The sequence below is a fragment of the Shewanella sp. BJSY2023SW007 genome, from assembly GCF_047314525.1.
In the GTDB taxonomy this organism is placed as follows: domain Bacteria; phylum Pseudomonadota; class Gammaproteobacteria; order Enterobacterales; family Shewanellaceae; genus Shewanella; species Shewanella chilikensis.
Genome location: NZ_JBKORL010000080.1, coordinates 13,757 through 38,482 on the forward strand (window position 1 = coordinate 13,757; position 24,726 = coordinate 38,482).

At 48.8% G+C, this 24,726-nt stretch carries 28 protein-coding genes and 1 pseudogene; 14 read left to right on the forward strand and 15 right to left on the reverse strand.

Annotated elements, in window-relative coordinates; all coding sequences use genetic code 11:
* Positions 1-9: 9 nt before the first annotated feature.
* Both ACMHXE_RS13725 and ACMHXE_RS13730 read left to right on the forward strand, forming a co-directional pair.
* A complete protein-coding gene (locus ACMHXE_RS13725) occupies positions 10-855 on the forward strand; it encodes an SDR family oxidoreductase (RefSeq protein WP_101057169.1) in 846 nt (281 codons plus the stop codon).
* Complete coding sequence (locus tag ACMHXE_RS13730) at positions 842-1,495, forward strand: tetratricopeptide repeat protein (RefSeq protein WP_101057167.1); 654 nt, start codon at positions 842-844, stop codon at positions 1,493-1,495. The genes ACMHXE_RS13725 and ACMHXE_RS13730 overlap by 14 nt, the downstream gene beginning before the upstream one ends.
* Positions 1,496-1,629: 134 nt before the next feature.
* Here ACMHXE_RS13730 and ACMHXE_RS13735 read toward each other — a convergent pair whose 3' ends face one another.
* The gene (locus tag ACMHXE_RS13735; protein WP_101057165.1) at positions 1,630-2,850 is read right to left on the reverse strand and encodes a M24 family metallopeptidase; all 1,221 of its coding nucleotides are present in this window, start codon (positions 2,848-2,850) and stop codon (positions 1,630-1,632) included.
* A gap of 158 nt (positions 2,851-3,008) precedes the next feature.
* On the opposite strand from ACMHXE_RS13735, the gene ACMHXE_RS13740 reads away from it, so the two are divergent.
* The gene (locus tag ACMHXE_RS13740) at positions 3,009-3,329 is read left to right on the forward strand and encodes a hypothetical protein (RefSeq protein ID WP_101057163.1); all 321 of its coding nucleotides are present in this window, start codon (positions 3,009-3,011) and stop codon (positions 3,327-3,329) included.
* Positions 3,330-3,359: 30 nt separating this feature from the next.
* Here ACMHXE_RS13740 and ACMHXE_RS13745 read toward each other — a convergent pair whose 3' ends face one another.
* The gene (locus tag ACMHXE_RS13745) at positions 3,360-4,136 is read right to left on the reverse strand and encodes an ROK family protein (RefSeq protein ID WP_071238102.1); all 777 of its coding nucleotides are present in this window, start codon (positions 4,134-4,136) and stop codon (positions 3,360-3,362) included.
* 84 nt (positions 4,137-4,220) lie between these two features.
* The gene (locus ACMHXE_RS13750; protein WP_101057161.1) at positions 4,221-5,411 is read right to left on the reverse strand and encodes an MFS transporter; all 1,191 of its coding nucleotides are present in this window, start codon (positions 5,409-5,411) and stop codon (positions 4,221-4,223) included.
* A 115-nt stretch (positions 5,412-5,526) separates the two neighbouring features.
* Here ACMHXE_RS13750 and ACMHXE_RS13755 point away from each other — a divergent pair, with 115 nt between their 5' ends.
* From ACMHXE_RS13755 to lipA, 5 genes are all read left to right on the forward strand, one after another.
* Positions 5,527-5,790 carry a hypothetical protein gene (locus tag ACMHXE_RS13755; RefSeq protein ID WP_039035885.1) on the forward strand — a complete coding sequence of 88 codons (264 nt, stop codon included), beginning with the start codon at positions 5,527-5,529 and terminating at the stop codon, positions 5,788-5,790.
* 140 nt (positions 5,791-5,930) lie between these two features.
* The gene (locus tag ACMHXE_RS13760) at positions 5,931-7,739 is read left to right on the forward strand and encodes an aminopeptidase P family protein (protein WP_101057159.1); all 1,809 of its coding nucleotides are present in this window, start codon (positions 5,931-5,933) and stop codon (positions 7,737-7,739) included.
* 135 nt (positions 7,740-7,874) lie between these two features.
* Complete coding sequence (gene ybeD / locus ACMHXE_RS13765) at positions 7,875-8,141, forward strand: DUF493 family protein YbeD (protein ID WP_028781166.1); 267 nt, start codon at positions 7,875-7,877, stop codon at positions 8,139-8,141.
* 137 nt (positions 8,142-8,278) lie between these two features.
* Entirely contained in the window at positions 8,279-8,938 is a 660-nt protein-coding gene (lipB, locus tag ACMHXE_RS13770; protein WP_071238125.1) for a lipoyl(octanoyl) transferase LipB, read from the forward strand.
* Positions 8,931-9,896, forward strand: coding sequence for a lipoyl synthase (lipA, locus tag ACMHXE_RS13775; protein ID WP_025009861.1), 966 nt, complete (start codon positions 8,931-8,933; stop codon positions 9,894-9,896). Before lipB ends, lipA begins: the two co-directional genes overlap by 8 nt.
* A 150-nt stretch (positions 9,897-10,046) precedes the next feature.
* Here the strand turns inward: lipA and rimI are convergent, their stop codons facing one another.
* Both rimI and ACMHXE_RS13785 read right to left on the reverse strand, forming a co-directional pair.
* Complete coding sequence (gene rimI, locus ACMHXE_RS13780) at positions 10,047-10,538, reverse strand: ribosomal protein S18-alanine N-acetyltransferase (protein ID WP_101057156.1); 492 nt, start codon at positions 10,536-10,538, stop codon at positions 10,047-10,049.
* A complete protein-coding gene (locus ACMHXE_RS13785; protein ID WP_071476507.1) occupies positions 10,502-10,837 on the reverse strand; it encodes a DNA polymerase III subunit psi in 336 nt (111 codons plus the stop codon). Before ACMHXE_RS13785 ends, rimI begins: the two co-directional genes overlap by 37 nt.
* A 280-nt stretch (positions 10,838-11,117) precedes the next feature.
* Between ACMHXE_RS13785 and dpsA the strand changes: the two genes are divergently transcribed.
* A complete protein-coding gene (gene dpsA / locus ACMHXE_RS13790; RefSeq protein WP_025009858.1) occupies positions 11,118-11,588 on the forward strand; it encodes a DNA starvation/stationary phase protection protein DpsA in 471 nt (156 codons plus the stop codon).
* 992 nt (positions 11,589-12,580) lie between these two features.
* A complete protein-coding gene (locus ACMHXE_RS13795) occupies positions 12,581-13,612 on the forward strand; it encodes an IS630-like element ISSen5 family transposase (protein WP_345842721.1) in 1,032 nt (343 codons plus the stop codon).
* A gap of 132 nt (positions 13,613-13,744) precedes the next feature.
* Here ACMHXE_RS13795 and ACMHXE_RS13800 read toward each other — a convergent pair whose 3' ends face one another.
* The 3 genes from ACMHXE_RS13800 to ACMHXE_RS13810 all read right to left on the reverse strand — a co-directional run bounded on the left by ACMHXE_RS13800 (position 13,745) and on the right by ACMHXE_RS13810 (position 15,992).
* Entirely contained in the window at positions 13,745-14,719 is a 975-nt protein-coding gene (locus ACMHXE_RS13800; RefSeq protein ID WP_208141505.1) for a GlxA family transcriptional regulator, read from the reverse strand.
* A 70-nt stretch (positions 14,720-14,789) separates the two neighbouring features.
* Complete coding sequence (locus ACMHXE_RS13805) at positions 14,790-15,188, reverse strand: ester cyclase (protein WP_208141506.1); 399 nt, start codon at positions 15,186-15,188, stop codon at positions 14,790-14,792.
* 27 nt (positions 15,189-15,215) lie between these two features.
* The gene (locus ACMHXE_RS13810) at positions 15,216-15,992 is read right to left on the reverse strand and encodes an MBL fold metallo-hydrolase (protein WP_208141507.1); all 777 of its coding nucleotides are present in this window, start codon (positions 15,990-15,992) and stop codon (positions 15,216-15,218) included.
* A 776-nt stretch (positions 15,993-16,768) separates the two neighbouring features.
* Here ACMHXE_RS13810 and ACMHXE_RS13815 point away from each other — a divergent pair.
* Genes ACMHXE_RS13815 through ACMHXE_RS13825 form a run of 3 tightly spaced genes read left to right on the forward strand, consistent with a single transcriptional unit; the run spans position 16,769 to position 18,673 of the window.
* Entirely contained in the window at positions 16,769-17,155 is a 387-nt protein-coding gene (locus tag ACMHXE_RS13815; protein ID WP_208190044.1) for a hypothetical protein, read from the forward strand.
* Complete coding sequence (locus ACMHXE_RS13820; protein WP_345842722.1) at positions 17,148-18,311, forward strand: hypothetical protein; 1,164 nt, start codon at positions 17,148-17,150, stop codon at positions 18,309-18,311. Before ACMHXE_RS13815 ends, ACMHXE_RS13820 begins: the two co-directional genes overlap by 8 nt.
* Before the next feature lie 2 nt (positions 18,312-18,313).
* Positions 18,314-18,673, forward strand: coding sequence for a hypothetical protein (locus tag ACMHXE_RS13825; RefSeq protein ID WP_039035878.1), 360 nt, complete (start codon positions 18,314-18,316; stop codon positions 18,671-18,673).
* A 491-nt stretch (positions 18,674-19,164) separates the two neighbouring features.
* Here the strand turns inward: ACMHXE_RS13825 and ACMHXE_RS13830 are convergent, their stop codons facing one another.
* Together ACMHXE_RS13830 and ACMHXE_RS13835 are read right to left on the reverse strand one after the other, a co-directional pair.
* Complete coding sequence (locus tag ACMHXE_RS13830) at positions 19,165-20,073, reverse strand: hypothetical protein (protein WP_208136656.1); 909 nt, start codon at positions 20,071-20,073, stop codon at positions 19,165-19,167.
* A 114-nt stretch (positions 20,074-20,187) separates the two neighbouring features.
* Positions 20,188-20,511 (reverse strand): hypothetical protein, encoded by a 324-nt coding sequence (locus ACMHXE_RS13835; protein ID WP_208190040.1) that lies wholly within the window; start codon positions 20,509-20,511, stop codon positions 20,188-20,190.
* 98 nt (positions 20,512-20,609) lie between these two features.
* Here ACMHXE_RS13835 and ACMHXE_RS13840 point away from each other — a divergent pair.
* Positions 20,610-20,858 (forward strand): annotated as a pseudogene (locus ACMHXE_RS13840) (IS4 family transposase); the annotation flags it as partial.
* A 39-nt stretch (positions 20,859-20,897) separates the two neighbouring features.
* Here the strand turns inward: ACMHXE_RS13840 and ACMHXE_RS13845 are convergent.
* The 5 genes from ACMHXE_RS13845 to ACMHXE_RS13865 all read right to left on the reverse strand — a co-directional run bounded on the left by ACMHXE_RS13845 (position 20,898) and on the right by ACMHXE_RS13865 (position 24,652).
* Positions 20,898-21,287, reverse strand: coding sequence for a hypothetical protein (locus ACMHXE_RS13845; RefSeq protein WP_208136680.1), 390 nt, complete (start codon positions 21,285-21,287; stop codon positions 20,898-20,900).
* A 31-nt stretch (positions 21,288-21,318) separates the two neighbouring features.
* On the reverse strand, positions 21,319-22,131 hold the full coding sequence (locus ACMHXE_RS13850) for a hypothetical protein (RefSeq protein WP_208190038.1): 813 nt from the start codon (positions 22,129-22,131) through the stop codon (positions 21,319-21,321).
* A 236-nt stretch (positions 22,132-22,367) separates the two neighbouring features.
* The gene (locus tag ACMHXE_RS13855; protein ID WP_101095844.1) at positions 22,368-22,628 is read right to left on the reverse strand and encodes a hypothetical protein; all 261 of its coding nucleotides are present in this window, start codon (positions 22,626-22,628) and stop codon (positions 22,368-22,370) included.
* A 147-nt stretch (positions 22,629-22,775) separates the two neighbouring features.
* On the reverse strand, positions 22,776-23,360 hold the full coding sequence (locus ACMHXE_RS13860) for a hypothetical protein (protein ID WP_413732550.1): 585 nt from the start codon (positions 23,358-23,360) through the stop codon (positions 22,776-22,778).
* A gap of 117 nt (positions 23,361-23,477) precedes the next feature.
* Positions 23,478-24,652 (reverse strand): IS3 family transposase gene (locus ACMHXE_RS13865; protein ID WP_101095878.1). Its coding sequence is split into 2 segments (ribosomal slippage): positions 23,478-24,394 and positions 24,394-24,652, totalling 1,176 coding nucleotides; the frame shifts between segments, so codons are not numbered across the junction.
* Positions 24,653-24,726: the final 74 nt, after the last annotated feature.

Here is a 24,726-nt window from a genome sequence, read left to right on the forward strand (position 1 = left end):
GTGACCAATATGGAACTCAAACACCTGAATGTCATCATCACAGGCGCCAGTGGCGGCATCGGCAGCGCCATCGCCAGGGCGCTGGCCGCCAAAGGCGCCAGACTGCTGCTCTGCGGCCGGGATCAAGCCAAGCTCGATGCCCTGAAACAGAGCCTTGCCGGGGAGCATCACACCTTAAGTGCCGATCTGACCAGCAGTGGCGGTCAATGTCAGCTGCGCCAGGCCGCCGGGGTGTTCAGCCCCAAGGTGTTGATCAACTGCCTCGGAGTCAATCAACTCAGCATGTTGGAAGCCAGCGACACCTGTGATACTCGCACTATGATGGCGGTGAACCTGGAGGCGCCCATCAACTGTTGCCGCACCCTGCTGCCCTTACTCAAACGCCAGTCCGAGGCCGCCATCATCAATGTCGGCTCCATTCTCGGCAGCATAGGCTACCCGGGTTCCAGTCTTTACTGCGCCAGCAAATTTGGCCTCAGGGGCTTTACCGAAGTACTGGAGCGAGAGTTAGCCGACAGCAAGATTAAGGTGCTCTATTTCGCCCCCAGAGCCACGGATACCGAACTCAACACAGAATCGATGCGCCAGCTCAATTCGGCGCTCGGCAACCGTCAGGACAGCCCTGAATGGGTGGCCGACATCCTCTGCCGCGATCTGGCTGATAATCGCCAGGGCCGCCGTTTTATCGGTTGGCCGGAAAAGCTGTTTGTGCGCATAAACGCCCTGCTGCCCGGCCTGGTTAACAATGATACCCGCAAGAAACTGCCACTTATCCGCCAGTTTTGCCAAAGGGCTATGCCAATACAAGACACGGCCAACCCCATCACCGAAGGAGAGAAACATGAAACCATTTAAACTCTTGTGCCTGAGCGCAGCGCTGCTGGTGAGTCCTTCGCTCTGGGCCGATGACGCAAGCGATCTGGCCGTCAAACAGTTGCAACACGACTGGGCTATCAACAACTATCAACTCAGCGGCGACCAGCAGGAAAAAGCCTTTGTTAAACTGCTGAAGTTGGCGGATGAGTCGGTGCAATCCCACCCTCAAAGTACAGGCGTGCGTATCTGGCACGGGATTATCAACTCTACCTATGCCGGGGTCAGCGGCGGCCTCGGTGCCCTCAAATATGCCAAGCGGGCTCGTAGTGATTTCGAGCAGGCGCTCAAGCAAGATCCCACCGCGCTCAAGGGCTCAGCCTACACCAGTCTCGGAGTACTTTACTACAAGGTGCCCGGCTGGCCACTGGGCTTTGGAGACGATGACAAGGCCGAAGAGTTGTTGAAACAGGCGTTGGAACTCAACCCCGATGGCATAGACAGCAACTACTTTTACGGCGACTTCCTGTTGGAAGAGGACAGGTATGACGAAGCCCTGCCTTTCCTGCAAAAGGCACTCGAAGCCGCTCCAAGGCCTGGGCGCGAGTTGGCAGATGCGGGTCGCAAGCAGGAAATCAAGGCAGCACTTGCCAAAATTGCCGCCTATCGCGATAACAGCTAACGTCAGTCAATTTTTACCAGTAAAGATTGCGTTTGATGGACAAGGCTGGCGCTTGATTTCGAGCTCAGCCCAGCATCAGTCAGCCAATACAGGCTGACTGATGGTTTTATTATCCGAGCAAGAAACTGTTACAACTAATCCCCCTGCGCGAAGGGATCGTCAATCGACTTAGCCGGCTGGGTAAACCAGCGCGGCCCCTCTGCCGTCATATAGAAGTGATCTTCATGGCGAACGCCGAACTCGCCGGGCACACAAAGCATGGGCTCATTGGAAAAACACATACCAACAGCCAGTGGGGTGTTGTCGCCATCGACCAGGTAGGGCCACTCATGAATATCCAGGCCTATGCCGTGGCCCGTTCTATGGGGCAATCCCGGCAGTTGATATCCGGGCCCGAAACCGGCCGCTTCCAACACGGCTCTGGCCGCCTTGTCGACACCGCTGCAGGGCGCACCTAAAGCCGCCGCTTCAAAACCTGAGCGCTGCGCTGCCTGCTCGAGCGCCCACAATTGCCGCTGCCGCTCGCTTGGCGTACCAAATACATAGGTGCGGGTAATATCCGAGTTGTAACCATGCAGCTGACAGCCTGTGTCTATCAACACAGTGTCGCCCGGCTCCAGCGTCTTGGGCGACTTGACCCCATGGGGATAGGCGCTGTCCTCACCAAAGAGCACTATGCAGAAATAGGAGCCACTGGCCCCCACGGCTCTATGGGCCTTGTCGATGAAATCTTCCACCTCGGCGGTACTGATCCCCGGGCGTAATATTCTGGCGGCGGCCTTGTGCACTTCGAGCGTCATATCCATAGCCCGCTGAATCAGCCTCAGCTCGGCGGCCGATTTATGCATTCGCAGTTGGGCGCTAATCTTGGCGCCGTTGACAAAGGCAAGCTCGGGGCAAGCCTCACGCAGGCCATCAAACAAAAAGAAAGGGGCAGATTCATCTATAGCCAGAACGGCGCCCGGGCGCAGACAGCCCATGCGCTTAAGCACATTGCGGCACAGCGCATAGGGACTCTGGTGCTCATGCCAGGTGTTAACCGGTCCAGGCTGCAACATAAAGCCCTTGAGGGTGTCGAGCTCAAATGCCGGCGCCAGGTATTCCAGCTCACCACAACTTGGCAAAATCGCTCCTACCATACGCTCACTGGCATACCAACGCAGGCCGGAGAAATAGTAGAGATTGGTGCCGGCGTTGAGATAGAGGGCATCTATCCCCAACTCTTGCATCAGCGCCTGGGCATTTTGTTGCCTGGTTTTGAATTCGGCGGCTTCCACCGCTGTGACATCCCGGGTCATATCCACCAGCTTTGCCAACTCCTGCTCCGGGGTTGAGCCACCAACGCCTGTGCTCATAGACTTCTCCTGCTTGATTACTTTTAGTAGTTATTTGCTTGGGTATTAATGTGCTCGAGAGTTTTAGCATATTGTATGCAAACTTTAAAGCAGCAAACGAAATTGCCAATTTCCGGCGACCGCTGCTATGCTGCTTGCGCCAAACGCGGGAGTACAACATGCAAGATCTTGCCAACTATATTCTGGCCATAGAAGGACGGACAAGCAGCGCCGAACTGTTGGAGTCGGTGCAAGTTCACACCACAGACGATGAAGGTTTGTGGCAATATCACTTTGCCGATGGCACCATTATCGAAAAACAGCAGGAGCTGGAACAGGAGCCAAGCCAGTCCAATATCGGCGAGCTTTATGAAGATAACTGGACCCGTTATCGGGTGCTGAAAGGAAACGATATCAGCCCAAAACAAAAAGCCTTCAGCAACCTGTGCCAAAGGGCCTTCTGGTTGAAGATGCGTCAGGCCTGCCAGAAACCGGCTTGAAGGGGGATATCTCCCCCTTGAATCAAACTATCAGGCCTGTTGCATCAGCATTACTTGCAGACCACGGCAGACCAAGGTCTCCATATCGTCGACCCGACTTATCTGACACTGACTGACAGTGGCTGGAACCGCCAAGTCTTTAACACCACTGACGCAGCCCTTGTAGTAATCGGCATTGGCCAACATGTTACCGGCAAGCCAGAGTTTTTGCGGATTGAGGAGGTTAACCGCCCAGGCAATACCCATCCCTAGATAAGCCCCGGCGCGATAGAGTTCTACCGGGTTGCGCAAGCGCCGACGCCGTACCGACTCGCCGCTGGCCAACTGTTCGAGACTGAATTCCCCCGACTCCGTCATTACCCGGCAAGCGCCCAATTCGCCACCCAGGCCATTGGCACCGCTGAACACCCGGCCGTTGAGCGCCAGCGACATGCCGATCCCTGTGCCACACATCACCAAGAGTTCACACTGGTGTTTTACGCTGGCAATGGCGTGCAGACCGGCGTGGATATCATTGCTGATAGCCACCAGTTCACCACGGCTACTGAGCTTTTCCGGGTTAAGCCCCACCAGCGCCGGCAAGGCACGGCAGGATATCAGTTGGTTGTCTCGCACCATGCCGGGGAAGGCCAGAGCCAGACGGTAGTTTGCAAGCCCATAATCAGATTCAAGTTCAGCCAATTGCCGATTGAGATCTGCTATGGTGAAACTCTCTCCGGTGGGGATTTTATATTGTTCTGTTGTTTCCCCTTGCCGCAGCTGAAACAGCGCGGTTTCAGTCCCCACTTCGATCGTTAATGTCGACATCAATAAACCCCTTTTTACCGTACCGCCAGAGGCGGTAGACGGCCTAAGATGTTAGCACAGTGCTGCCGGCACCGCACCTAATCATCAAGGTTCTGTTATTTGTAACGCTTTGCTTTTACTTAACTTCCACCATGCTATCAGGATAAGTTGGGTCGCAATGGCGGGAATACAGATCACCAATAGCAACTGCCAGCCAAGCTGATAAATGACCCAGCCGGCCCCCAGAGAGGCCAACGCCTGAGAGCCAAATACCAGAGAATCGTTGAAAGACTGCACAGTGAACCTCTCCTCGGGGCGATAACAGCCAGGCAACAGCGAAGTGCCGGCAACAAACAGGAAGTTCCAACCCACACCCAACATCACCAGCGCACTCCAATAGTTGAGCAGGTCACGCCCCGCCAGCGCCAGAGCCAAGGTCAGGCAGTAAAGCGCCAGCCCGGCCAACATGATGCGGGTATGCCCCAAGCGGGCTATCAGGTAGCCACTTATCAGCGAAGGCAGATACATGGCAATCACATGGCTCTGGATCACCCACTTGGTATCCTCAAGGCTGTGATGCTCTATGTGATGCATATGCACAGGGGTCGCCGTCATGATAAAACTCATCAGGGCATAGCCTATAACTGCAGCGCCGCAGGCAACCCAGAGTCGGCTTTGACGCAAAATAACCGACAATGGCCGAATATCCATACGCTCAATCTTGGAGGCTTTGAGTACCGGGCCTTCATCTTGATAAAACAGCAGGCATACCAGCGCCAGCACACCGACCAGAGTCACCATCAAAAAGGCCCCAGAGTATGTTACCGGCAAAATATCCTTGGCCAGCAAGGCCAGTTCTGGCCCGAGGAAGGCGGCGAGCAAGCCACCAAGCAACACCCGGCTGGCTGCCTTGGCAGACAGAGTCGGCGCCACTGACTCCATGGCGGCAAACCGGTATTGTTGAATAATGGCGCCGCCGCATCCGAGCAGCAGACCGCTGGCACAAAATCCCCAGAACTGAGCATACCAAACACTAAGCGCCGCCATAACACCCGCCACACTGGTCAGCAGGGCGCCACCGATAAATACCCGTCGCCGACCAAAGCGCTGCATCAAGATATTGATGGGCACAATCGCCACAGCGACTCCGACAACCATCATGGCGATAGGCAGTGTCGACAACGAGGGAACCGGGCTCAGCTCTGCCCCTATTATGCCTCCGAGCAATACCATGATAGGTGTGGCACTCATGGCAAAGGCCTGCGCCAACATCAACACCCAAACATTTAGCGGCATAAAGGCATCCTTGAATAAAAGTCGAGACAGATAAAAACCTTGAATAGGTCAATAAACATACATAGAGTTAACCTAAGCCAATCAGTTTTAACATTTTCATTCAAGGAAGAACACTGTGGGAAAGCGAAACTGTATCAGAGTGCTACTGTTGACCTTGCTTCTGGGCATGGGGGCAGGCTGCAGCAACCAGCCTTACTCCCCTTCTCAGGATCTCTATGACAACGTGGCCGACAATGTCGAGCAGCGCAATGAAAAGCTGGCGCGGGATCAACAACCAAGCGATGACAGAGTAAAGAGTGAAGATGTCAGCAAGGGAGTGATGGCAACCCTGGTTAGCTCCTTTTTGGTCGGCATTGCGACTCTGTTTGGCAGCAATTAACTTGGCCCCCTTTACAGCAGTTAAAGTTTTTTCAACATGCCCACCCTTGCGAAGCGACTTCAGGGCTTGCCATAATCCGCTATCACTCATAAAGACAAGGTCGGCCAAGAGTAGCCAAGCCGACCATCAGCGGAGCCCCTATGTTGCAATCACAATCGCTCAAAAGCCCCCATATCGCATCACGGCTTAATGCCGTGCGCAGCGAAATGGCCAAACACCAACTCGATGCCTTTATTCAGCCCCGTGCCGACGAGTATCTCGGCGAGTATGTGCCGGCGCACAACGAGCGTTTACATTGGCTGACCGACTTTACCGGCTCGGCGGGGATGGCGATTGTGATGAAAGACAGCGCCGCCATTTTTACTGATGGCCGCTACACAGTGCAGGTGAGGCAACAGGTGGACTCGACCCTGTTCAGTTATGAGAGCTTGACAGATATGCCCCAGGCACAATGGTTGGCGGAAAAGCTGCCGGTCGGTTGCCGCATTGGCTACGATCCCAGGTTGCATACCCTGGCCTGGCAGCAGGATGCCGAAGCCACGCTGAGCAAGGCGGGGATGACACTGGTGGCGCTTGACAACAACCCGGTGGATTTGCACTGGCAAGACAGACCCGTGCCGGAAAACAAACCCATTATCCTCTTCAATGCCGAGTCTGCCGGCAAGAGCAGCGAACAGAAGCGCAGTGAAATCGGCGCCCTGGTGAAAAAGGCCGGTGCCGATGTGGCGCTGATAGCGGCGCTGGACTCCTTCTGCTGGTTACTCAATATCCGCGGTCAGGACGTGCCCAGGTTGCCCGTGGTACTGGGCTGTGCCCTACTGGAAGCCAATGGTGAGATGACACTGTTTACCGAGCTTGCCAAGTTACCCCAGGGGATTGAAGCCCACGTAGGGGCCGGTGTCAGCTTCCGCGCCGAGTCGGAGCTCGCCGAAGCGTTGCAAGCGCTTGAAGGCAGAAAGCTTTTAGCCGATCCCAATAATGCCAACGCCTTCAGCCAATTACAGGCCAAAGCCGCCGGCGCCAAACTGATCGCCGGACTCGATCCTGTGTCACTGCCCAAGGCCTGTAAAAACAGTGCCGAACTGCAGGGAATGCGCGCCAGCCATATCCGTGACGGCGTTGCCGTGAGCCGTTTCCTGGCTTGGCTGGATGCCGAAGTGGCCGCAGGCCGCCTCTATGATGAGGGCACACTGGCAGATAAGCTTGAGAGCTATCGCCTTGAGGATCCCCTCTACCGCGAGCCAAGCTTTGACACTATTTCCGCCACCGGCGGCAATGCAGCCATGTGCCACTATAACCATCTCAACGGCACTCCGGCCATGATGGAGATGAACAGCATCTATCTGGTGGACTCTGGCGCCCAGTATTTGGACGGCACCACGGACGTTACCCGCACCATAGCCATAGGTGAAGTCAGCGCCGAGCAGAAAAAGATGGTGACCTTGGTGCTCAAGGGGCATATCGCCCTGGATCAGGCCCGCTTCCCACGGGGCACTACGGGGCAACAACTGGATGCCTTTGCCCGTCAATACTTGTGGCAATACGGTTTTGACTACGACCACGGCACGGGCCATGGTGTTGGCCACTTCCTCAGCGTTCATGAAGGCCCACAAAGAATAGGCAAGAACCTCAATGCCATTCCTTTGCTGCCCGGAATGGTGCTTTCCAACGAACCCGGCTATTACCGTACAGATGCCTTCGGTATCCGTCTGGAAAACCTGGTGGAAGTACGCCCCTGTGAAGCGCTCAAAGGGGCAGAGCGGGAGATATTCGAGTTCGACGCTCTGACTCTGATCCCCATGGATAAACGCTTGATAGACAAGAGTCTGCTTACTGAAGCTGAGCTCAATTGGTTCAATGACTATCACAGCCGCGTTTATCAGACCCTGTCACCGCTGATGAGTGGCGAATCACTGGCCTGGCTCGAACAGGCCACCTCGCCGCTGTAACGCCCAAGGGCGCCGTCAATGGCTGGCGCCCTTTGTCAAACTCTCTGTGCTATTCGCGAGAAGATCCGCCCCTTGAATTGGGATATAATAGCCGCCATATAGCTGTTATTATTTTGCCATGAGAATCTCAATCCCATGATAAGTACCACCTTTGATCAGTATCTGGAGTTTCCAACCTCCTTCCCATTTAAAGTGGTTGGCGATGCCAGCGATACCCTGGCCGACCGCGTAGTCGAAGTCGTCCAGAAGCACGCCCCCGGTGATTATAGCCCCACCACCAAGGCCTCCAGCAAAGGCACCTATATCTCGGTGACCATAAATGTGAGAGTGACCAGCAAGGAACATATCGAAACCTTGTACACTGAACTTGCCGCTATTGAAGGCGTTCGCCGGGTACTCTGATACCTGGCACTCGGCAGAGAAAGTGTGATCTGGATTACATTTTTCCTGCCGAAGCGTATAATACCTGCCGGTATCAGAGAGTGAGCACAGCTTGATACTGATTGGTATCATCTCAAACAGAGGGGGAGACGTTGCCCTTGCCAGACAATACATTGCATATCCGCCACTTGGGTAACATGGATTATGAGACTGTATGGCATGCCATGCAGCACTATACCGACACCCGTGACGAACACAGCCGGGATGAACTCTGGCTGGTGGAGCATCCACCGGTTTTCACCCAAGGCCAGGCCGGTAAGAGTGAGCATCTGCTCAACACCGGCGATATCCCGGTGATCCAGGTGGATCGTGGTGGCCAGGTAACTTACCATGGCCCGGGGCAGTTGGTCGCCTACCCTCTTATCAACATCAAACGGCGCAAGCTTGGGGTAAGACAGCTGGTTACCGACATAGAACAAAGCCTGGTGGAGCTGCTCAAGCGCTTCGATATTCCGGCCTACGCCAAGGCCGATGCGCCGGGTGTCTATGTCGAGGAGCGTAAAATAGCCTCTTTGGGGCTGAGGATCCGTAAGGGATGCTCATTCCACGGCTTGGCGCTGAATGTCGACATGGATCTCGCCCCTTTTCGTCGTATCAACCCCTGTGGTTATGCCGGACTCGAAATGGCCCAGTGCAAAGCACTCGGTGGCCCCCAGAGTGTCGAGGAGGCAGGCCAACACCTGATTGAAACTTTTAGCCAACGTTTGGGCTATGAGCAAACAGTGCATCACCAAGGATTAGCAGAGTCATATGAATAGGCCAGAAAGATTACAGCCCGGTGTGAAATTGCGGGACGCCGAAAAGGTTGCCCGTATCCCGGTCAAAGTTGTGCCATCAGAGCGCGACACCATGCTGCGCAAGCCCGATTGGTTGCGGGTTAAGCTGCCATCTTCCAATCAGCGGATCCTGGATATCAAACAGGCACTGCGTAAAAATGGTTTGCACTCTGTGTGTGAAGAAGCCTCTTGCCCGAACCTGGCCGAGTGCTTCAACCATGGTACAGCCACCTTTATGATCCTCGGTGCCATCTGTACCCGGCGTTGTCCCTTCTGTGACGTAGCCCATGGCCGTCCACTCAAGCCTGACGCCGAGGAGCCACTCAAGCTGGCACAAACCATCAAGGATATGAAGCTCAAGTATGTGGTGATCACCTCTGTGGATCGTGACGATCTGCGTGACGGCGGAGCCCAGCACTTCGCCGACTGTATCCGTGAGATCCGCAAACTCAACCCTGAGATCAAGATAGAGATATTGGTGCCTGACTTCCGCGGCCGTATCGATCAGGCGCTGGATATTCTGGCGACCGAGCCACCGGATGTATTCAACCACAACCTGGAAACGGCTCCGGCTCACTATCGTAAGGCCCGTCCCGGTGCCAACTATCAGTGGTCATTGGATCTGCTCAAACGCTTTAAAGAGCGTCATCCGGATATCCCGACCAAGTCGGGGATCATGCTCGGACTGGGTGAAAGCAATGAAGAAATTGAACAGGTGCTCAGAGATCTGCGCGCTCACAATGTCAACATGCTGACTCTGGGCCAGTATCTGCAGCCATCCAAGTTCCACTTGCCGGTGGAGCGTTACGTGACTCCCAAGGAGTTTGACGACTTCCACAACCTGGCAACCGAACTTGGCTTTACCCACGCCGCCTGTGGCCCGCTGGTTCGCTCAAGCTACCATGCAGACCTTCAGGCCCAGGGGAAAGAGGTCAAATAGACCAAGCCCAAGCACCTAAAGAAACAGCGCCCACAGGCGCTGTTTTTCTATTTATGGGCACAATTAAAAGCTTTAGGGTTAGCGGCAAAGCTCTGACATAGCTGCCTCTGCCCATATTAACCGGGATGAGCGAAGAAGAGCCAAGAGAGACTAAGAGGAGTGAAGAGACAACTCCATCAGCAGAGCATCTTCCCGGCCCTCTTTTGCCGGATAGTAATCGGCCCTGGAGCCGGTCTCAATAAAGCCCAGACGCCGGTACAAGGCGATAGCGGCAGCATTACCCACCCTGACTTCCAGCAATAATCTCTCCACACCAGTCTCTTTAAGCAACTCGATTGCCGCCAGTAATAATTGCCGCCCCAACCCCTGACCTTGTGCGGCAGGAGCGATACAGATATTCATCAGGGTCGCTTCCTCGAACAAAACTTGCAGCAAGCAAAAGCCTTGAAGCTCCGGTCCTAGATATAACCCCAGAGCCCGGTAAAAACGGCCAAAGCAACTGCCCAGAGTCGCCTCACTCCAGGGAAACTCATGGGCCAGTTGTTCAATTTTCATCATCTCGTCGAGGTCATCGGCCTCCAAGGCTCTAATTGCGATAACCTCAGTCACTTCGCCTCCAACCTGTGCCAAATCTGTTGCCATAGGGCGCGCTTGCCCTCACTGCCTGACATCAATTGCGCCGGCTGCGATGAATGCAGCCAGGCCCCTTCAACAGGCTCAGGGAACATATTCCATATCACCTCTTGCCCAGCCACAGGCCGATTACCGACGCTGCACTGCCCGGCCTCCAGTCCCAATAACGCCAACACCTTGAGCACCAGAGGATGTTGCAATACACGCTCGTCAGCATCAGGCACCAACAGCATGAAAGGCACCTGGGAGGGAGAGTCTTGTCTACTGCGCCACAGCTCTATTCCCATGGCGTGCAGATATTTATTCATGGTGATTGCGCTCCGCTTTAACGCAGTTTGAAAATATCGCCCAAAACCCACAGCCGAGGGACGAACAAGAAGGGCAAAAAATGACTGAAAGAAACCCACAACAGAGCTTCCAAGTTAAGCGCTTTAGAATACCAGCTTGCTCAGCAACTGTCTGTGACTTGGGAACAAATCCCCCGGCAACCCACTCAAACAAAATCGATTGCAGGCATCTAGTTTATCCACTTTAACTAATTAGCTTCCGAAGTAATATAGAAAACAGATCATTTACGGAGGTTATATTATGAATATCAATATCGGGATCAACCAAGCCGATCGTTTGGAAATAGCCAACGGTTTGAATCGCTTACTCGCTGACACCTACAGCCTTTACCTTAAGACTCACAGCTTCCACTGGAACGTGACAGGTCCTATGTTCACCAGCCTACACCAACTGTTTGAAGAGCAGTACACCGAATTGGCTGCAGCGGTGGATGTCATAGCAGAGCGGGTCAGAGCCCTGGGTGAAAGAGCCTTGGGATCCTACAGCGCCTACGCCGCTCAGACCGAAATCAAAGAAGACTCAGGCATCACAGATGCCAAACAGATGCTTGAGGAACTGCTGGAAGGCCAGGAGATCATTATTCGCAACGCCCGGGCACTCTACCCTCTGGTGAACCAGGCCAATGACGAAGCAACGGCAGATCTGCTGACCCAGCGTATTCAGTTACATGAAAAGACCGCCTGGATGCTTCGTAGCTTGTTAGTGCAGTAATCTGGCATCACTTTGATACGGCGTTCAGAAACGGCATGAATTGGCGGTTAATGCTGAAACAAACTGAGTATTGAACCTATACGGCTTACGCGTATTGCGTGAGCCGTTATCTTATTTGGCACCGAGCAGGAGTTAACCCTGTAACAGTAGTTTTAAAGATGTCTGCAAGCTGACAGTGCAAGGTGGAAAATAAATGGGTCCATATCGACCCCAAGCACTTTATGATATTTACAAAAGGAAAACGGCCCGCATATCGCTATGCAGGCCGTCTGGAATGTGGCAGGGGTGGCAGGACTCGAACCCGCAACCGTCGGTTTTGGAGTGAGTTATTTAAATCATAAAAATCAATTGGATAAGATTTTCCTTAGAAAATTAAACTAGAGAAAACATCGAATAAACACATGATTTTTAATGTTTTAAATTGCTAATTTCTAACTATTTTAATCACAAAAAAAGGATACCTATTCGCGCATACTTAACTACTACACTTTTATGGTAGTCCCCGAAAAATAACCATATCCATCGTTCAGCACTCTTTGTCCTTTGTATGATTACTAAAAATTAGTCACTACGCCACTACACCCATTATCCCGGATGGCGACCTGCTTTTTAGCAAAAATAACGTACTACATGTGAATAGAAAGCATTTCTGATTGATTGTTAGCTCTCTCAAATCATTGAATAGTCAAAAAATGACTCTGAGCGTGTAACCTCATTTATGGACAGAAATCATTTAGGGTCGATAGTCTAAATATCATGCACTCTACTAGTTTATGTATATTAACTAGGCAATCACTGCAATTAAAGGCGAATAGTCATGCAATAGACAAGGCCTTTACACCTTGCCTTTGACCTAGTTAAGCCCATCAGCAAAGACTTAGGCTTACTCTAAATAGTTGTTCCAAATAGTAGATCACAGGAAGGGAACTCAGTCCTGTTTGAGCAATCAGATCTATCGCCAAACAAACCCACCACTCGCCCAAGGACTGAGAATGGCCATCTTAGCACCACTATGCCGCGCTGAGCGCAAGCGCATGCAAAAATTGATTCAAAAAACCAACGATAAGCACTTTGCCAGGCGTCTTATTGCGATGTTGATGTTGCATCAAGGGCTGCCGGTTACCCAAGTTCAGCACATCACCGGCGCAGCACGCTCCAGCATCGGCCGATGGTTGAACTGGTACACCCAATGTGGCATCGATGGACTGAAATCAGAGAAGCCGGGGCGGCCAACCGTCTTACCTATTAACCCGATATTGCTCTGTTTGTCACTGCTTATCCAGCTTTGTCCGGAAGACTTTGGTTACCAGCGTAGCCGCTGGAGCAGTGAGCTGCTTGCCAAGGTGATTAATGCACAGCTTAAGCTATGCGTCGCTGCATCAACCATTCGCCGCCTGATACCCGAAGCAGGCATAGTCTGGCGCCGCTCAGCCCCGACGTTGCGCATTAAAGACCCATACAAAGCGGAGAAAATGGCCGCTATAAATCAGGCTCTTGAGCAGTGCAGTGCTGAGCATCCGGTATTCTATGAAGATGAAGTAGACATCGACCTTAACCCCAAAATCGGGGCGGACTGGATGCCCAAAGGGCAGCAAAAACGTGTTGTCACCCCAGGCAACAACCGCAAGCACTACTTGGCTGGAACGCTGCATACCAAGACAGGAAAAGTGCTTTATGTGAGCAGCGCCAGCAAAGCATCGGAGCTGTTTATTGCGTTACTGGAAAAGCTCAAACGACATTACCGCAAAGCCAAAACTATCACGCTAATTCTGGATAATTACATCATTCACAAGAGCCGTAAAACCCTGGCTTGGCTCAAGAGCAACCCCAAGTTCAGGTTGTTGTTTCAACCGGTATACTCACCTTGGGTCAACAAGATAGAGCGCTTATGGTTGGCACTACATGAAACGGTAACCCGTAATCACAGTTGCCGAAACATGCGGGAACTTCTTGGCAAGGTATGGCATTTTATGGAAACCGTTTCACCTTTTCCCGGCAACGGACACGGCATCGCGAAAATGTAGCAGTATTCGGATCAGCTATTTAGGGTTATTTCACAAGGTATGGAGACGTAGCACAGCTTTTTTGATGATATTAATGCTTAAATTGACCTTCTAATGGTGTATTTTTGCGCGTTGTAATATTTAGTTAGGTATCTACCCAATCTGCTCATGAAATGTGTTTCGCCATCGATTTGGGGTAACGGCGTAACGCTCTTTGAACTTCTCACGAAAGTGCAACACTGAACTAAAGCCTGTTTGAGTCACGACTTGCTCAATGGACAAATCTGTCGATTCAAGGAGATCCCGAGCCAGATTCAACCTTTCAGATGCTAGCCAGTCACCAAATGTCATCCCCGTGGCTTTATGAAATTTGCGCGTAAATGTTCGGCGGGTCATCATTACCGAGCTGGCGAGTTCGTCAAGTTGGTACTTTTGGCTGATATTACTTCTGACTTTGTCCATCAAGGTATTGATACGCAGATCTGATGTGGTCAACGGAATCGGTTGATCAATAAACTGCGCTTGACCACCATCACGATAAGGTGGAACGACCATTCGTCTGGCGACACGATTAGCAATGGTACTGCTGTAATATTTACGAAATATGTATAAACAGCAATCGATGCCTGCGGCAGTGCCTGCGGAGGTTATAATTCCGCGATCTTCTACATATAATGCGTTGGTGTCGAGTGATGTTTCTGGAAAGCGTTGTGTGAAATCCTGCTCCAATTCCCAATGGGTCGCTGCTCTTTTTCTCGCTAACAAACCTGCGTACGCCAAGACATAGCCGCCGAGACATAGACCAACAATCAGTGCTCCTCGTGCATGGGCTCGGCGTAAAGCATCTAAAAGCTTTGCCGCTGGCTTTTCGTCAATGGCTCGCCAGAATGGCACGATAATAATGTCGCTATGTTCAAGCGTATCGAATGACGCATTGGGGTGAATCTCCATGCCCATATCAGACAAAATAGGCCCTTGCTCACCCGCAACAAATGTCAGGTTGAAAAAGGTTTCATTCAGAATCTGGTGCCCAAACACAATGCTGGGCACTGAAATATGAAATGGGCTGAATTCTTTGAAGACCACGACTGAAACATTAGGAATAGATTGTCCCGTCTTTGGTGCCATAGCAATTACCCTCTCTATGCCAATGACATGAGGCTATCGCGAGTATAGCCTCACCAACGCCTCGGCTTGACTACTGAAGTTGTTTCAACATATCAGCTTTATCAAAGTGAGCCCGTTTCTCTTTGATCTTGCCATCTTTAATGGTCAGCAACATCATCACAGAAATGCGAACTGATTTATTCGTCGGCGCTAAGTCATTCATCATGGCACTGTGAATGCCTTCAAAAGTCATGTAGCACGCCACTTTATCCTCTTGAGCAAATATCTCATGAATTCTGAATTGAAATCTAGGAAATCCGTCCATATTGCCTTTCTCCTGCACGATAAAACCGTCGACATCTAACGGAGTATCCACTTGAGAATAAAAGGTAAAATCACGATGACACATTGATTTAGCGGCATCATAGTCATTGGCTTCTATCGACTTATAAAAACTCTTAACCAATGCAATATTATTTTCGATACACATATACTTTCTCTCACAATTGCGCGCACGTTAAAGGGTAATGGTCTCGCCATCTTCTGGAATATAGACGTAATCCGTCAGTAAATTGATGTCAACATAAGCACGAAGCTCCTGTCTGGTCACAAGTGCGTGGTTTACTGCCTCCATATGAGTAGCAACAATCTTTGCCTGAGGAAGCGCGACGTGTGTCTTTATTACATCTTCTTTGCCCATAATGATCGGGCCATAGCCAATTACGTGTGCCCAGCCAGTATTCAGAATGACTACGTCTGGCTGTTCACGTTTCATCGTTTCTTCGACAGTCTGTGTCCAGATAGTATCTCCAACCAGATAGAGTTTTTCTTCATCGGCATGAGACAATATAACGCCGGTTACTTCAGCCAGCATTTCTCCTAGTGCTTTATTTTCGTATGCCGCATCAGAACCATGTTGACAAGCAGTACGAGTAAAGGAAATGCCGTTGTAGTCGGTATCTTCAGAGAAAATCTGAACATTAACAAATCCTTGTGAACGTAGAATTTGTTCATCAACTTCGTGTTGCACGAACACCAGCTTGTCTTTAGGGATGACATTGACTGCTGTTTCATCCCAGTGATCAGGATGAGTGTGAGTCAAAAACACCGCATCAATATCAATAATTTCTTCGATTGAAAATGGGAGTTCAACGGTTGGGTTACTGACATGCGCATTGATTGTGCCGCCAAACCCTGGGTAAGAGCCTTTCGGGGCTAACATTGGGTCAATTAAGAATGTCTTGCCCGCATATTCTATTATCTGTGTTGCATTTCGAATTTGAGTGATTTTCATAGTAGTGCTCCAACTGGCTTGTCGATTTCGTTGGAGACATTCTAGAAAAATGCAAAAAATGCAAAAGTGGCTAAAATGACATATAAAGATGCTATTGGGCCAACATCTTTATCGTTGAGCGTAGAAATTTAGAAAAAAGCAAACTGTTCTGATCCAGTAATAGTGGACACTTTGTATCATTACTAAAATTTGGTCAATCATCGAGTGTAATGGTTAGTCTAAAGTCACACTGCTAACTCGTTTTGGGGCATAACTTTCTTCGCCTCAACTTAGCCCTGTTCATAAGCTTTAAAAACCTGAGTTTAGCAACAGTGCAACGTTCCCATAGACCTCCTAGTTAACCGTGCAACGGCCCCACATACGCTCTCAGACCAACGAAAAAGTCCGCATACAAGTGATTTGGCCTTCATTTTGTTCAGTAAACGCCCCCAATTGGGCTTTGGGTAGTCCCTATCGTGCAGCCATCCCATAGGTTTAAGGGGTTAATCGTGCAGCCAACCAATATATCCAAGGCTTAAACGTGCAATGTTCCCACATATGCCCTTGCAATGGCGTTACATGTCACATTTTACATTCGTGACATGTAACGAAATATAAATATCTTTTTAAATTCATTTATATACGTTCAACCAGTAACACCAACCTAAGTCAAAATCTGGAAATTTCCTTCTGACTCTACAGACAAGACATTTGTCCAAATTGGGCAGTTTGGCGTGCCAATCTCGGCAATTATCAGCGGGATAATGGCTCCGTTCACTAAGCACGGAGTTATTTTTATGAAGTTAAATGGCATTGAGCTGCTCCACCTAGTTGTAGCACATGAGCTAAGAGAAGTTTGGGTCGTCAGGTTAGACCCACCCGTTCAGCCCGGCAATCGGGGGCCAGATGGTGACCTGCTCTGGCCGGAGGTTTTGCTGTGCAAGAGTTCTGAGGATGCAACTCATTTGGCTGAGTACCTAAGCAAAGCAGCCTTTGATGATTTTTCTGATTTTATGGCCGCAGAAGAAGATGGGGAAATCCATTCAGTACCTCAGGATGCAGATCAGTACATAGTTGCGCTCTGTAAAAGCATTCAAAGGTACAGATACGCATGGCTGGTAGAGCCAAGCATCAAAAGCATCTCACAAATCACCTTGCTCAAGGAGGCTTTTCAACATGATTAAAAAGTCATTGAGTTTGCTGGCCTTTGCATTAATTGCATACTCAAACGTTACACTTGCTCAGGAAAGCGCCACTGTGGGTCAAAAATCCTCACAAGAAAAGCGCACCCAAAGAGAAACCACACTGAACGATGAGACCAGCATGGAGTTACAACGCCAAAAAGGAGAAGAAGCAAGAAAAGGTGAGGAAAAACGAGACACGACCTCCACATCAATGCGTGATGCAAACGAAACATCATCTAGGCAGCAATACCAAAAGGCTAACCGTCTTTCAGTAAAAACAGCCCCACTTTCTATTCTTGTAGAGCTATTTGCCTATGTCGAAAAAGGCAAATCTGTAAGAGGGAAAACAGCAAACGTCATCAGAAATTGTTCGCTCATTACGAACCCACAAGCGCCACAATTTCCAGAGTTAGAACCCAAACCCTTAGTTACAAGCGTTCAGGCCTGCATGGCCTGGAACAAAGAAAAAACACTGGGACAATGCCAAGTTGAGTTGCAACAGGCAGCTTTCAACTGGGCGACCACTGGCATGCCTTCATCTATAAGAGTTCCATCTGAACGACTAAAAAGAGAAGGTGTTTGCTGGGCAGTCTACGGACTTGTAGCAGAAGCAACGCTGGATGAAATATCAAGCGGGATTTCGATCAACGGAAGTGGCAAGTCAGCGATAAAAATGGCGCTTGCCAAGGCAATGAGTAAACAGCTCATACGTAATGACTTACCAGAAAAGGCCTTGAAGATAGTAGATAGACAATTTGGAAGGAACTGCGTAGTGCCATCGACACGAGGGTATCAGTATGAAGGAAAATACGAATGGTCATGTGGCTCTTTTTCTGCTGATCCAAAAAATCTATCAGCTTCAATTGGCGAGTTCACTGTCTTTGGCCGAGGAAACTCACTCTTTGGAGAGTCATGGGAGCTGGAGACATCATTAAATCACGACACTCTTTTTTCGTTATCGACTACCAGAACTAACTCAAAAGAAGCATCAACGTCTAATGCTCAGTATGCAAGCACCGACAACCGCTCATCCAAGTCCCGAAACCTTTCAATGAGAACGTCTGAACGATTACAAACTGAGGAAGCATCCAATCTCAGCAACTCCACGGAGGCAAGCTTCACAGTGTCTCAGCCAGGTATAAAAGGGGGTAATTAAAAATGAAATCTGTACTGTATGGCATCATCATTGCCTGCCCAATCACAGCCATTGTGATCTACTTTGCCTTAACTGGTAGGCAGGAAGTTCTTATCCAACAAAAAACACATGAAGTTCAGCAACAAATCCGCTCGGAAGAGTTTCATCGTGACTTCTCTAAGGCTTGGGCTGAGTTTGATCTACCAAACCAGCATGATAAGGCCGTCATCTCGTCAGAAGATGCTGAGCGGAATGAGCGAATCATGCAGCTCAAAAAACTTCGCTCTCAGTTGGAAGCGGCTAACGGTGAGTCAATGGATGACCTAAAAGGAGACTTAGCAGAGATGAGAAAAGCATTGAAGGAGGCAGAGCAAGAAAAATAGAGGTTGTGGTAACTCAGACTCGATGATACACATCCGCAGGTTAGCCACGACTAGAGCGTACTGTCGAACTGCAGGTACCGTAACTCACTATGGGACATTTCCTTGTTAGCTCTTTAACTCTACTTCGTGAATTTCGGATTAAAATTTCTATGGGTTAACGCTGAGTAATCGTTGCGTTCAGAAACTTTCACATGTGAAAGTTTTTCTATCGGTCATGGCCTAGACTAACTCTTCAACAGAATTGATAACTGTTATGGACTGTCCCGTGAGTGAACCTGAAGCATTAGGTAATACGCCTACATTTTAATGAAAGCTTTTGTGCCACCAGATCGTCACTTTTCTTGTTTTTCATATAACTTTTATGGAATGACAGTTATGCAATTATACATTTTATTCTATCGTATTTATAAGAAATTAATAAAGCTTGGTTTTTAAATAAAAGAGCGCCACTGTCTTTTTATAAAGTGGCGCTAATAAAATATATTTTACCTTTACTCAGGTTGAGGACAAGGGTTAGACGAAGAGCAAATAGGTACAATTTTCACAGTACCGCGAGGTACAATTCGACTTGAAGCACCTGGAACCATCAAACCATAGGCATTTAAGGCCGTAAGCAATGTGCTCCATGATTGAACAGTCATACTTTCGCCAATTACAAATAACCGTCCCTGAAAAGGATTGTTTGAAGATAAGTCAATAACATTATTCTCGGCGTCAACGAGTTTTAAAAACTTGAAATGCTCCACACCATCCATATCTATAAAGTCAATTACTGCGTATGCTTTTATACCATCAGAGAAAGAAAATACGATTGGTGGCATACCAAGGTTGAGATATCCATTTTTAAATAAACTTGCTTTACCAACAATGAGAGATAAAAATTTTTCAGAGAAGTTTTGTGAGTACGATGACTCTGTAAGTTGTCTAGTTACATCCCACTGCTTGGAAGTATTTCCAATTAATTCATATCCAGATGATACAACATCACTTGGTACTTCAATGGCGTGTTGTAAGAAAAATTTTTGAGCGTTATTATAGGTTTCAGCATAATTTATAAAACTGGTTAATTCATCATTGGATATTGGTGGGTTTGATACTTTATAGGTTGATTTTTCGCGACAGATTTTGGTTTTCCCACCTCTTCCATCAGGTTCATTATCATACTCACATTCAATATGATTCCTCTTTAAAATATCGAATTTTCTCAGTTCATAATTTTTATAATTCAATACATTAACAATTGTCGACACATTGAGTACAGCTTCTCTTTTAGCTGCGGTCAAAAATTGATAATCTGTTTCACATTTTTCGCATTCAACAGTTTTTGTCTCGATAGCGAAAGCTGATATAGATATAGTTGAAAGCATTATACATGAGAATAAGTTTTTGAGTGTGAACATAGTACAATTCCTTTTAAACACCAACTATGTAATACATTTGTTACCCAGGTATATTATATGTAGCAAAATCGATTTTCAACTGTTTTTCCCTTTTTACGCTGGCTCTTGATTTGACTAAACAGTAGAACTAGAATGCTTGTTTTTTGTTCTGCCTAAGTAGGTATAATAGTTTCCTGGAAGAACTGATGGCGCGTCTTGGTCACTCCTTAATTCTTGACCTGGAAGATCGACAATCCAATCATCATTGTCCTCCTGTTCACCCCAGCAATGCGGCGCTACCAGGTCGCCACATTTCTTGTCTTTCACATAGCCTATGTTGCACCGGTGGGGAATGCCGCTTTTCCGAAGCAGGTGACTGATCACATACGTAATGCCATCACAGTAGAGGCCGGTCTCTTCCAAAGGAAGCAGACCGACCTCCAGGGCATCATGCCACATGCTCATCCTTGATCCGGCGTGATGAATAGTTCGGCCTTCCCTGTTGTCAGGATCACCGGTGCCGTGTAGCCGTCAGTATCCAGCTTTTGCGATGCAACAATGTGTTGTTGCTGATAGCTTTATTGGCAGAAATCCTGCTTTGGTGCATCGGTCTGGCTGCCAGGCATCTGGGATGGCAGCGGAGGTTTCAAGCCAATACGATACGTGACAGAAACGTGCTACCTGTGCTCCGACTCGGCAAAGAAGTGAGACGACGTTCGGAATACTCAATCAAAGAATCGCATTTTCGCTGGGCTTGGAGTGAATTTCTTAAACTGGTTAACACCTCTGGGAGGCCCGAATTATGAGGGGATCATCCAGTGCCCAAGGTATAAAGCCATCAAAGCTTATTTTGTCCTATCCGGTTTTAGCGCTGCAAGTTCCTCTGATGAACTAGGCCCTGTCAGGCTAAAATTAATCACCGCCGGATTATTGTAACGAACATCAGAGAGGTCCAGATGTAATCCCTCTTGACTCTCTCCTGTTACATTCTCTAGGCAACGTCGAGATTCCAAGTCAAGAGCAGTCATATATTTCTGTTCATTACTTTGAGGACCGAGCGCCATGGTAATGAGACAGTCTTTTCCATGCTCAATCTTGTAAGTAACATTAATAGTGTCACCACTTGCTGGGAACTTAAAAACCATAAGTGAAGCGTCGTTAATTCCAGGCTTTGTCGCACACCCAGCCAAAGAGAGCATAGATGCGGTTACCACTGCTAAGATTGCTTTTTTCATTTCAGTTTCCTCATTTATTTGAATGTAATTCTCAACGACAAATTGACTGTTTTTTGTCGCGGTCGATTCTTTTTTCACTGTGTTGTTGGTGCTGAATTGACGATGCAGCTTGGCGTTCTTTTTCTCTCGATTGAGCCTGGGATATAGATTTTTGATGTTCTGGGCGAGGTTGATATTGGCTGTACTCTTTCTTGGCAGAATGAGATAGCTTGTTATAGGTACTAACTATCAGCTTATCAGCCTCCTTCTGTTGGCCGCCTTGTTCCAACCGTTTGGCATTGCTTATCGCATCTGACATCAGTTCATGCCGCTGTTCTGTTTTGACCTCTAGTTGAAGGCGGGATAACTCAACACCTAGAGCTTTTGTCATTTTCCCAATATCTTTTTTTAGCTCCTGGGCAGCTTGTTGCTGCTTTGCGTTATCTGGCTCAAAAAAGATTTTCTGGATAGCCTTTGCAGCCATCCACACCATGGCTCCTGCTGCTTCAGTGAAAATATCGTTCTCCAGATAACCTCTTTGATAGTTAGAAAGCGTTTTAGATAGCCAGTTATCTTGAGTTGGTTTATCGAGCCCCATGCTTTCAACCTGCTTCATTAGCAACTGGACAGAATCAACAATTTTCATCTGCTGCTCAGATAGCTGTCGATACTGCTCATTCATATGAGCAAAATCAAAAACACTGGTTTTAATCTGCTCATCTTTAATAGGATGACTATTCATACTTTGCACAATTGACTTAGCCGCCGATTCAAGCTGCCCAACCAACTTGTTAGGGTCGGAGACATCAGCTTTGCTAAGTTCTTGATAGAGCGCCGCAACTTTCGCTTTTTCGTTCAATTCCATTCCAATTACCTCTTAATGACGATGTTTTACATGTAGGTTTCCATTAACCCACTCTGCGCTAATGAAATTATTGGGCTCGGTAATGTGTTCAAAGTGGCTAGCTGACGCCTCTATATCTGCATGAAAGCGCTCGATCTCAGCCTGATAAGTCCGCATTTCAGCCACAAGGTTGAATAGTTGAGAGTACAGATCTGGCTTGGGCTCTCTTCTGAAGATTTTTCTGAAAATACTGGTAATCATTGAGTGCCGCCTTGATACCAAGAAGCAATAGGTTCGAAGTGATCTCCCCACTCCATGATCTTCAAAAAGTCATCGGTGTTATCGACTCTGGCGAGTCCACAATATGTTTTCGTGTATCGACCATCGAGGCACTTCAATACCGTGAAATGAAGAGGTTCACCAGATTCTGCTCTTGCCGCAGTTACACCTCGTCTTTGATGAATGTGAGCGTCATTTATTGGAAGTACTAATCCGTTAACTTGAATCTCTGCCGCCATAGTGTCCTCATTTATCTTTACTCTCTTTGAGCTAATATTTTCTCAGGTGAGCAAGCTTTAGATGGCACGCCAAAGTGCCCAATTTGGACAAAAAAGAAAGGGGCCTGAGCCCCTAAAAGAATGAGTGGAGAAGTTGAATTCGATGATCTAGCGTTTGTGTTCGCCAGCTTCTATCTGTTCGCGAGAAAAGACTGTGGGACAACGTGACAGATCCGGTTTTCCATAACCATTCACAGCCTCAGACCTGCTACATATGTAGGCATCAAACCGACCTGCCGCTTGCATCATTTTTTCTTTGGCCTTCATTGACTCGCTTGCCTTTTCTAGGTAATCACAGGCAGGATAAGACCAAGTTGCGAGTCCTGAATGACCTGCCGCATATGTAGAGCAGGTTTCCCGCTCCATGACTTTTTCTTTGTAACTTGCAATACCACTTCCTTTTGTCTGGAGTTGAGTCTGAATAGTTGAGTCGTGCTGGTACGGACCGGGATAGCTCCAATAAGGCACCTGATAGTTGTTGAATGCAGGAGAGTACACCGACATAAACCCACGAAGACCCTCGCTTTCGCCAGCAATGTAATCAGCAACACGTTTCCAGTTACCGTCTGTCCATTTCAAACAATGGTAACCTCCATCCGCTTGACGAGGTTTAGCTCCCAGCGCGATAGCGAGCTCATCAATTTCGATGTCACTATCCTGGCTGCTATTATCTGTACCAAACGCTGCACACATACCACCCACGTGCATTACGGATATGACGCTGGAGCGGCCTATGGCGTACGGTTTGATATCAAACGCATCAAAGTATCCAGTTCGTTGATAATTATAGAAGTTGGCAGCATGTAGTGGTCAAGTTAAATTGGCCACGGTTTTGTATTCAAGCCAGTATCTTCGCTCTGACTCGTTCGGTGTCAGCCCACCGTTATATTGATGCGGTCTAAGCTGACTGTAATACCCCGTCACGTATCGTGATATTTCAACCCGAGCCTCACTGATACTTCGGTAGCCGGTCATCGGTATCCATTCTGTTTTTAAGCTTCTGAAGAAACGCTCCATCGGACTATTGTCCCAGCAGTTTCCTCGTCTGCTCATGCTTTGCTTTATCTGATAACGCCAAAGCTGCTGTCGGAAGCCACGACTCGTATAGTGACTACCTTGATCGCTATGGAACATAAGGTGTTTCGGTTTGCCTCGCGCTTCAAAAGCCATCACTAAGGCTTTACTCGTTAGAGTACTATCAGGCGAATAGGATATGGCCCAACCTATCGGTTTACGGGCAAATAGATCCAGCACGACCGCCAGATAAGCCCAACCTTTGCAAGTCCACACATACGTGACATCGCCACACCACACTTGATTTGGCGCCGTCACTGCAAACTGACGAGCAAGATGGTTAGGGATAGCGACATGTTCTTTATCCGCCTTTTTGTAGCGGTGTTGGGGTATCTGGCAGCTCACTAATCCGAGTTTTCTCATCAACCCTGTCGCGCGATAACGCGTCAATGGTATACCCGCAGTTGTCACCATATTGGCGATGGTTCTTGCACCTGCAGAGCCGTTGCTGGCTTTATGGGCCCCTCGCACCAAGCTATGCAGTTTCACCTGCTCTGAGCTAATAATGCTGGGTCTACCTCGCCAATACTTATAGCTGCTGCGATGAATACCAAATACTGAACAAATAAGTTTTACACTATGGCTCTGCCTGAGTTTCTCGACTAGCGAGAACTGTTCAGTGAGTCTGACATCAAGAGAGCCGTAGCCTTTTTCAAAATAATGTTCTCTTCTTCGATGCGGCGAAGTTTCTTTTCTAACTCACGGATCCGCTGTTGCTCAGGCGTAAGTGGTGAGCCTTTGGGAGAATCGCCTTGCAGTTCCTGTTGGAGCTGTTTTACCCACTTTCGCATGGCTGAATTGCTGACTCCCATTGCGATTGCAGCCTCTGCCACACTGTAGCCTTGCTTTGTTACTAGCTGAGCAGCCTCTAGCTTAAACTCAGCGCTGAATGTCGGTCTTGTGTTCTTCATATCTGCCACCCATTTGCGAAAAGTGAGTCTATCACTTCGTCTATTTAGATGGCCAAATTCACTATGCCACTACA

Bases quoted from the DNA above. Each gene is read 5' to 3' on its own strand.
- lipA (WP_025009861.1), top strand. From the start codon at position 8,931: ATGAATAGGCCAGAAAGATTACAGCCCGGTGTGAAATTGCGGGACGCC.
- ACMHXE_RS13745 (WP_071238102.1), bottom strand. From the start codon at position 4,136: ATGTCGACATTAACGATCGAAGTGGGGACTGAAACCGCGCTGTTTCAG.
- ybeD (WP_028781166.1), top strand. From the start codon at position 7,875: ATGATAAGTACCACCTTTGATCAGTATCTGGAGTTTCCAACCTCCTTC.
- ACMHXE_RS13855 (WP_101095844.1), bottom strand. From the start codon at position 22,628: ATGGCGGCAGAGATTCAAGTTAACGGATTAGTACTTCCAATAAATGAC.
- ACMHXE_RS13820 (WP_345842722.1), top strand. From the start codon at position 17,148: ATGATTAAAAAGTCATTGAGTTTGCTGGCCTTTGCATTAATTGCATAC.
- ACMHXE_RS13735 (WP_101057165.1), bottom strand. From the start codon at position 2,850: ATGAGCACAGGCGTTGGTGGCTCAACCCCGGAGCAGGAGTTGGCAAAG.
- ACMHXE_RS13845 (WP_208136680.1), bottom strand. From the start codon at position 21,287: ATGAAAAAAGCAATCTTAGCAGTGGTAACCGCATCTATGCTCTCTTTG.
- ACMHXE_RS13795 (WP_345842721.1), top strand. From the start codon at position 12,581: ATGGCCATCTTAGCACCACTATGCCGCGCTGAGCGCAAGCGCATGCAA.
- ACMHXE_RS13800 (WP_208141505.1), bottom strand. From the start codon at position 14,719: ATGGCACCAAAGACGGGACAATCTATTCCTAATGTTTCAGTCGTGGTC.
- ACMHXE_RS13725 (WP_101057169.1), top strand. From the start codon at position 10: ATGGAACTCAAACACCTGAATGTCATCATCACAGGCGCCAGTGGCGGC.
- ACMHXE_RS13810 (WP_208141507.1), bottom strand. From the start codon at position 15,992: ATGAAAATCACTCAAATTCGAAATGCAACACAGATAATAGAATATGCG.
- ACMHXE_RS13750 (WP_101057161.1), bottom strand. From the start codon at position 5,411: ATGCCGCTAAATGTTTGGGTGTTGATGTTGGCGCAGGCCTTTGCCATG.
- ACMHXE_RS13850 (WP_208190038.1), bottom strand. From the start codon at position 22,131: ATGGAATTGAACGAAAAAGCGAAAGTTGCGGCGCTCTATCAAGAACTT.
- rimI (WP_101057156.1), bottom strand. From the start codon at position 10,538: ATGGCAACAGATTTGGCACAGGTTGGAGGCGAAGTGACTGAGGTTATC.
- ACMHXE_RS13730 (WP_101057167.1), top strand. From the start codon at position 842: ATGAAACCATTTAAACTCTTGTGCCTGAGCGCAGCGCTGCTGGTGAGT.
- ACMHXE_RS13785 (WP_071476507.1), bottom strand. From the start codon at position 10,837: ATGAATAAATATCTGCACGCCATGGGAATAGAGCTGTGGCGCAGTAGA.
- ACMHXE_RS13740 (WP_101057163.1), top strand. From the start codon at position 3,009: ATGCAAGATCTTGCCAACTATATTCTGGCCATAGAAGGACGGACAAGC.
- ACMHXE_RS13760 (WP_101057159.1), top strand. From the start codon at position 5,931: ATGTTGCAATCACAATCGCTCAAAAGCCCCCATATCGCATCACGGCTT.
- ACMHXE_RS13830 (WP_208136656.1), bottom strand. From the start codon at position 20,073: ATGTTCACACTCAAAAACTTATTCTCATGTATAATGCTTTCAACTATA.
- ACMHXE_RS13815 (WP_208190044.1), top strand. From the start codon at position 16,769: ATGAAGTTAAATGGCATTGAGCTGCTCCACCTAGTTGTAGCACATGAG.
- dpsA (WP_025009858.1), top strand. From the start codon at position 11,118: ATGAATATCAATATCGGGATCAACCAAGCCGATCGTTTGGAAATAGCC.
- ACMHXE_RS13860 (WP_413732550.1), bottom strand. From the start codon at position 23,360: ATGTGTGCAGCGTTTGGTACAGATAATAGCAGCCAGGATAGTGACATC.
- ACMHXE_RS13835 (WP_208190040.1), bottom strand. From the start codon at position 20,511: ATGTGGCATGATGCCCTGGAGGTCGGTCTGCTTCCTTTGGAAGAGACC.
- ACMHXE_RS13825 (WP_039035878.1), top strand. From the start codon at position 18,314: ATGAAATCTGTACTGTATGGCATCATCATTGCCTGCCCAATCACAGCC.
- ACMHXE_RS13805 (WP_208141506.1), bottom strand. From the start codon at position 15,188: ATGTGTATCGAAAATAATATTGCATTGGTTAAGAGTTTTTATAAGTCG.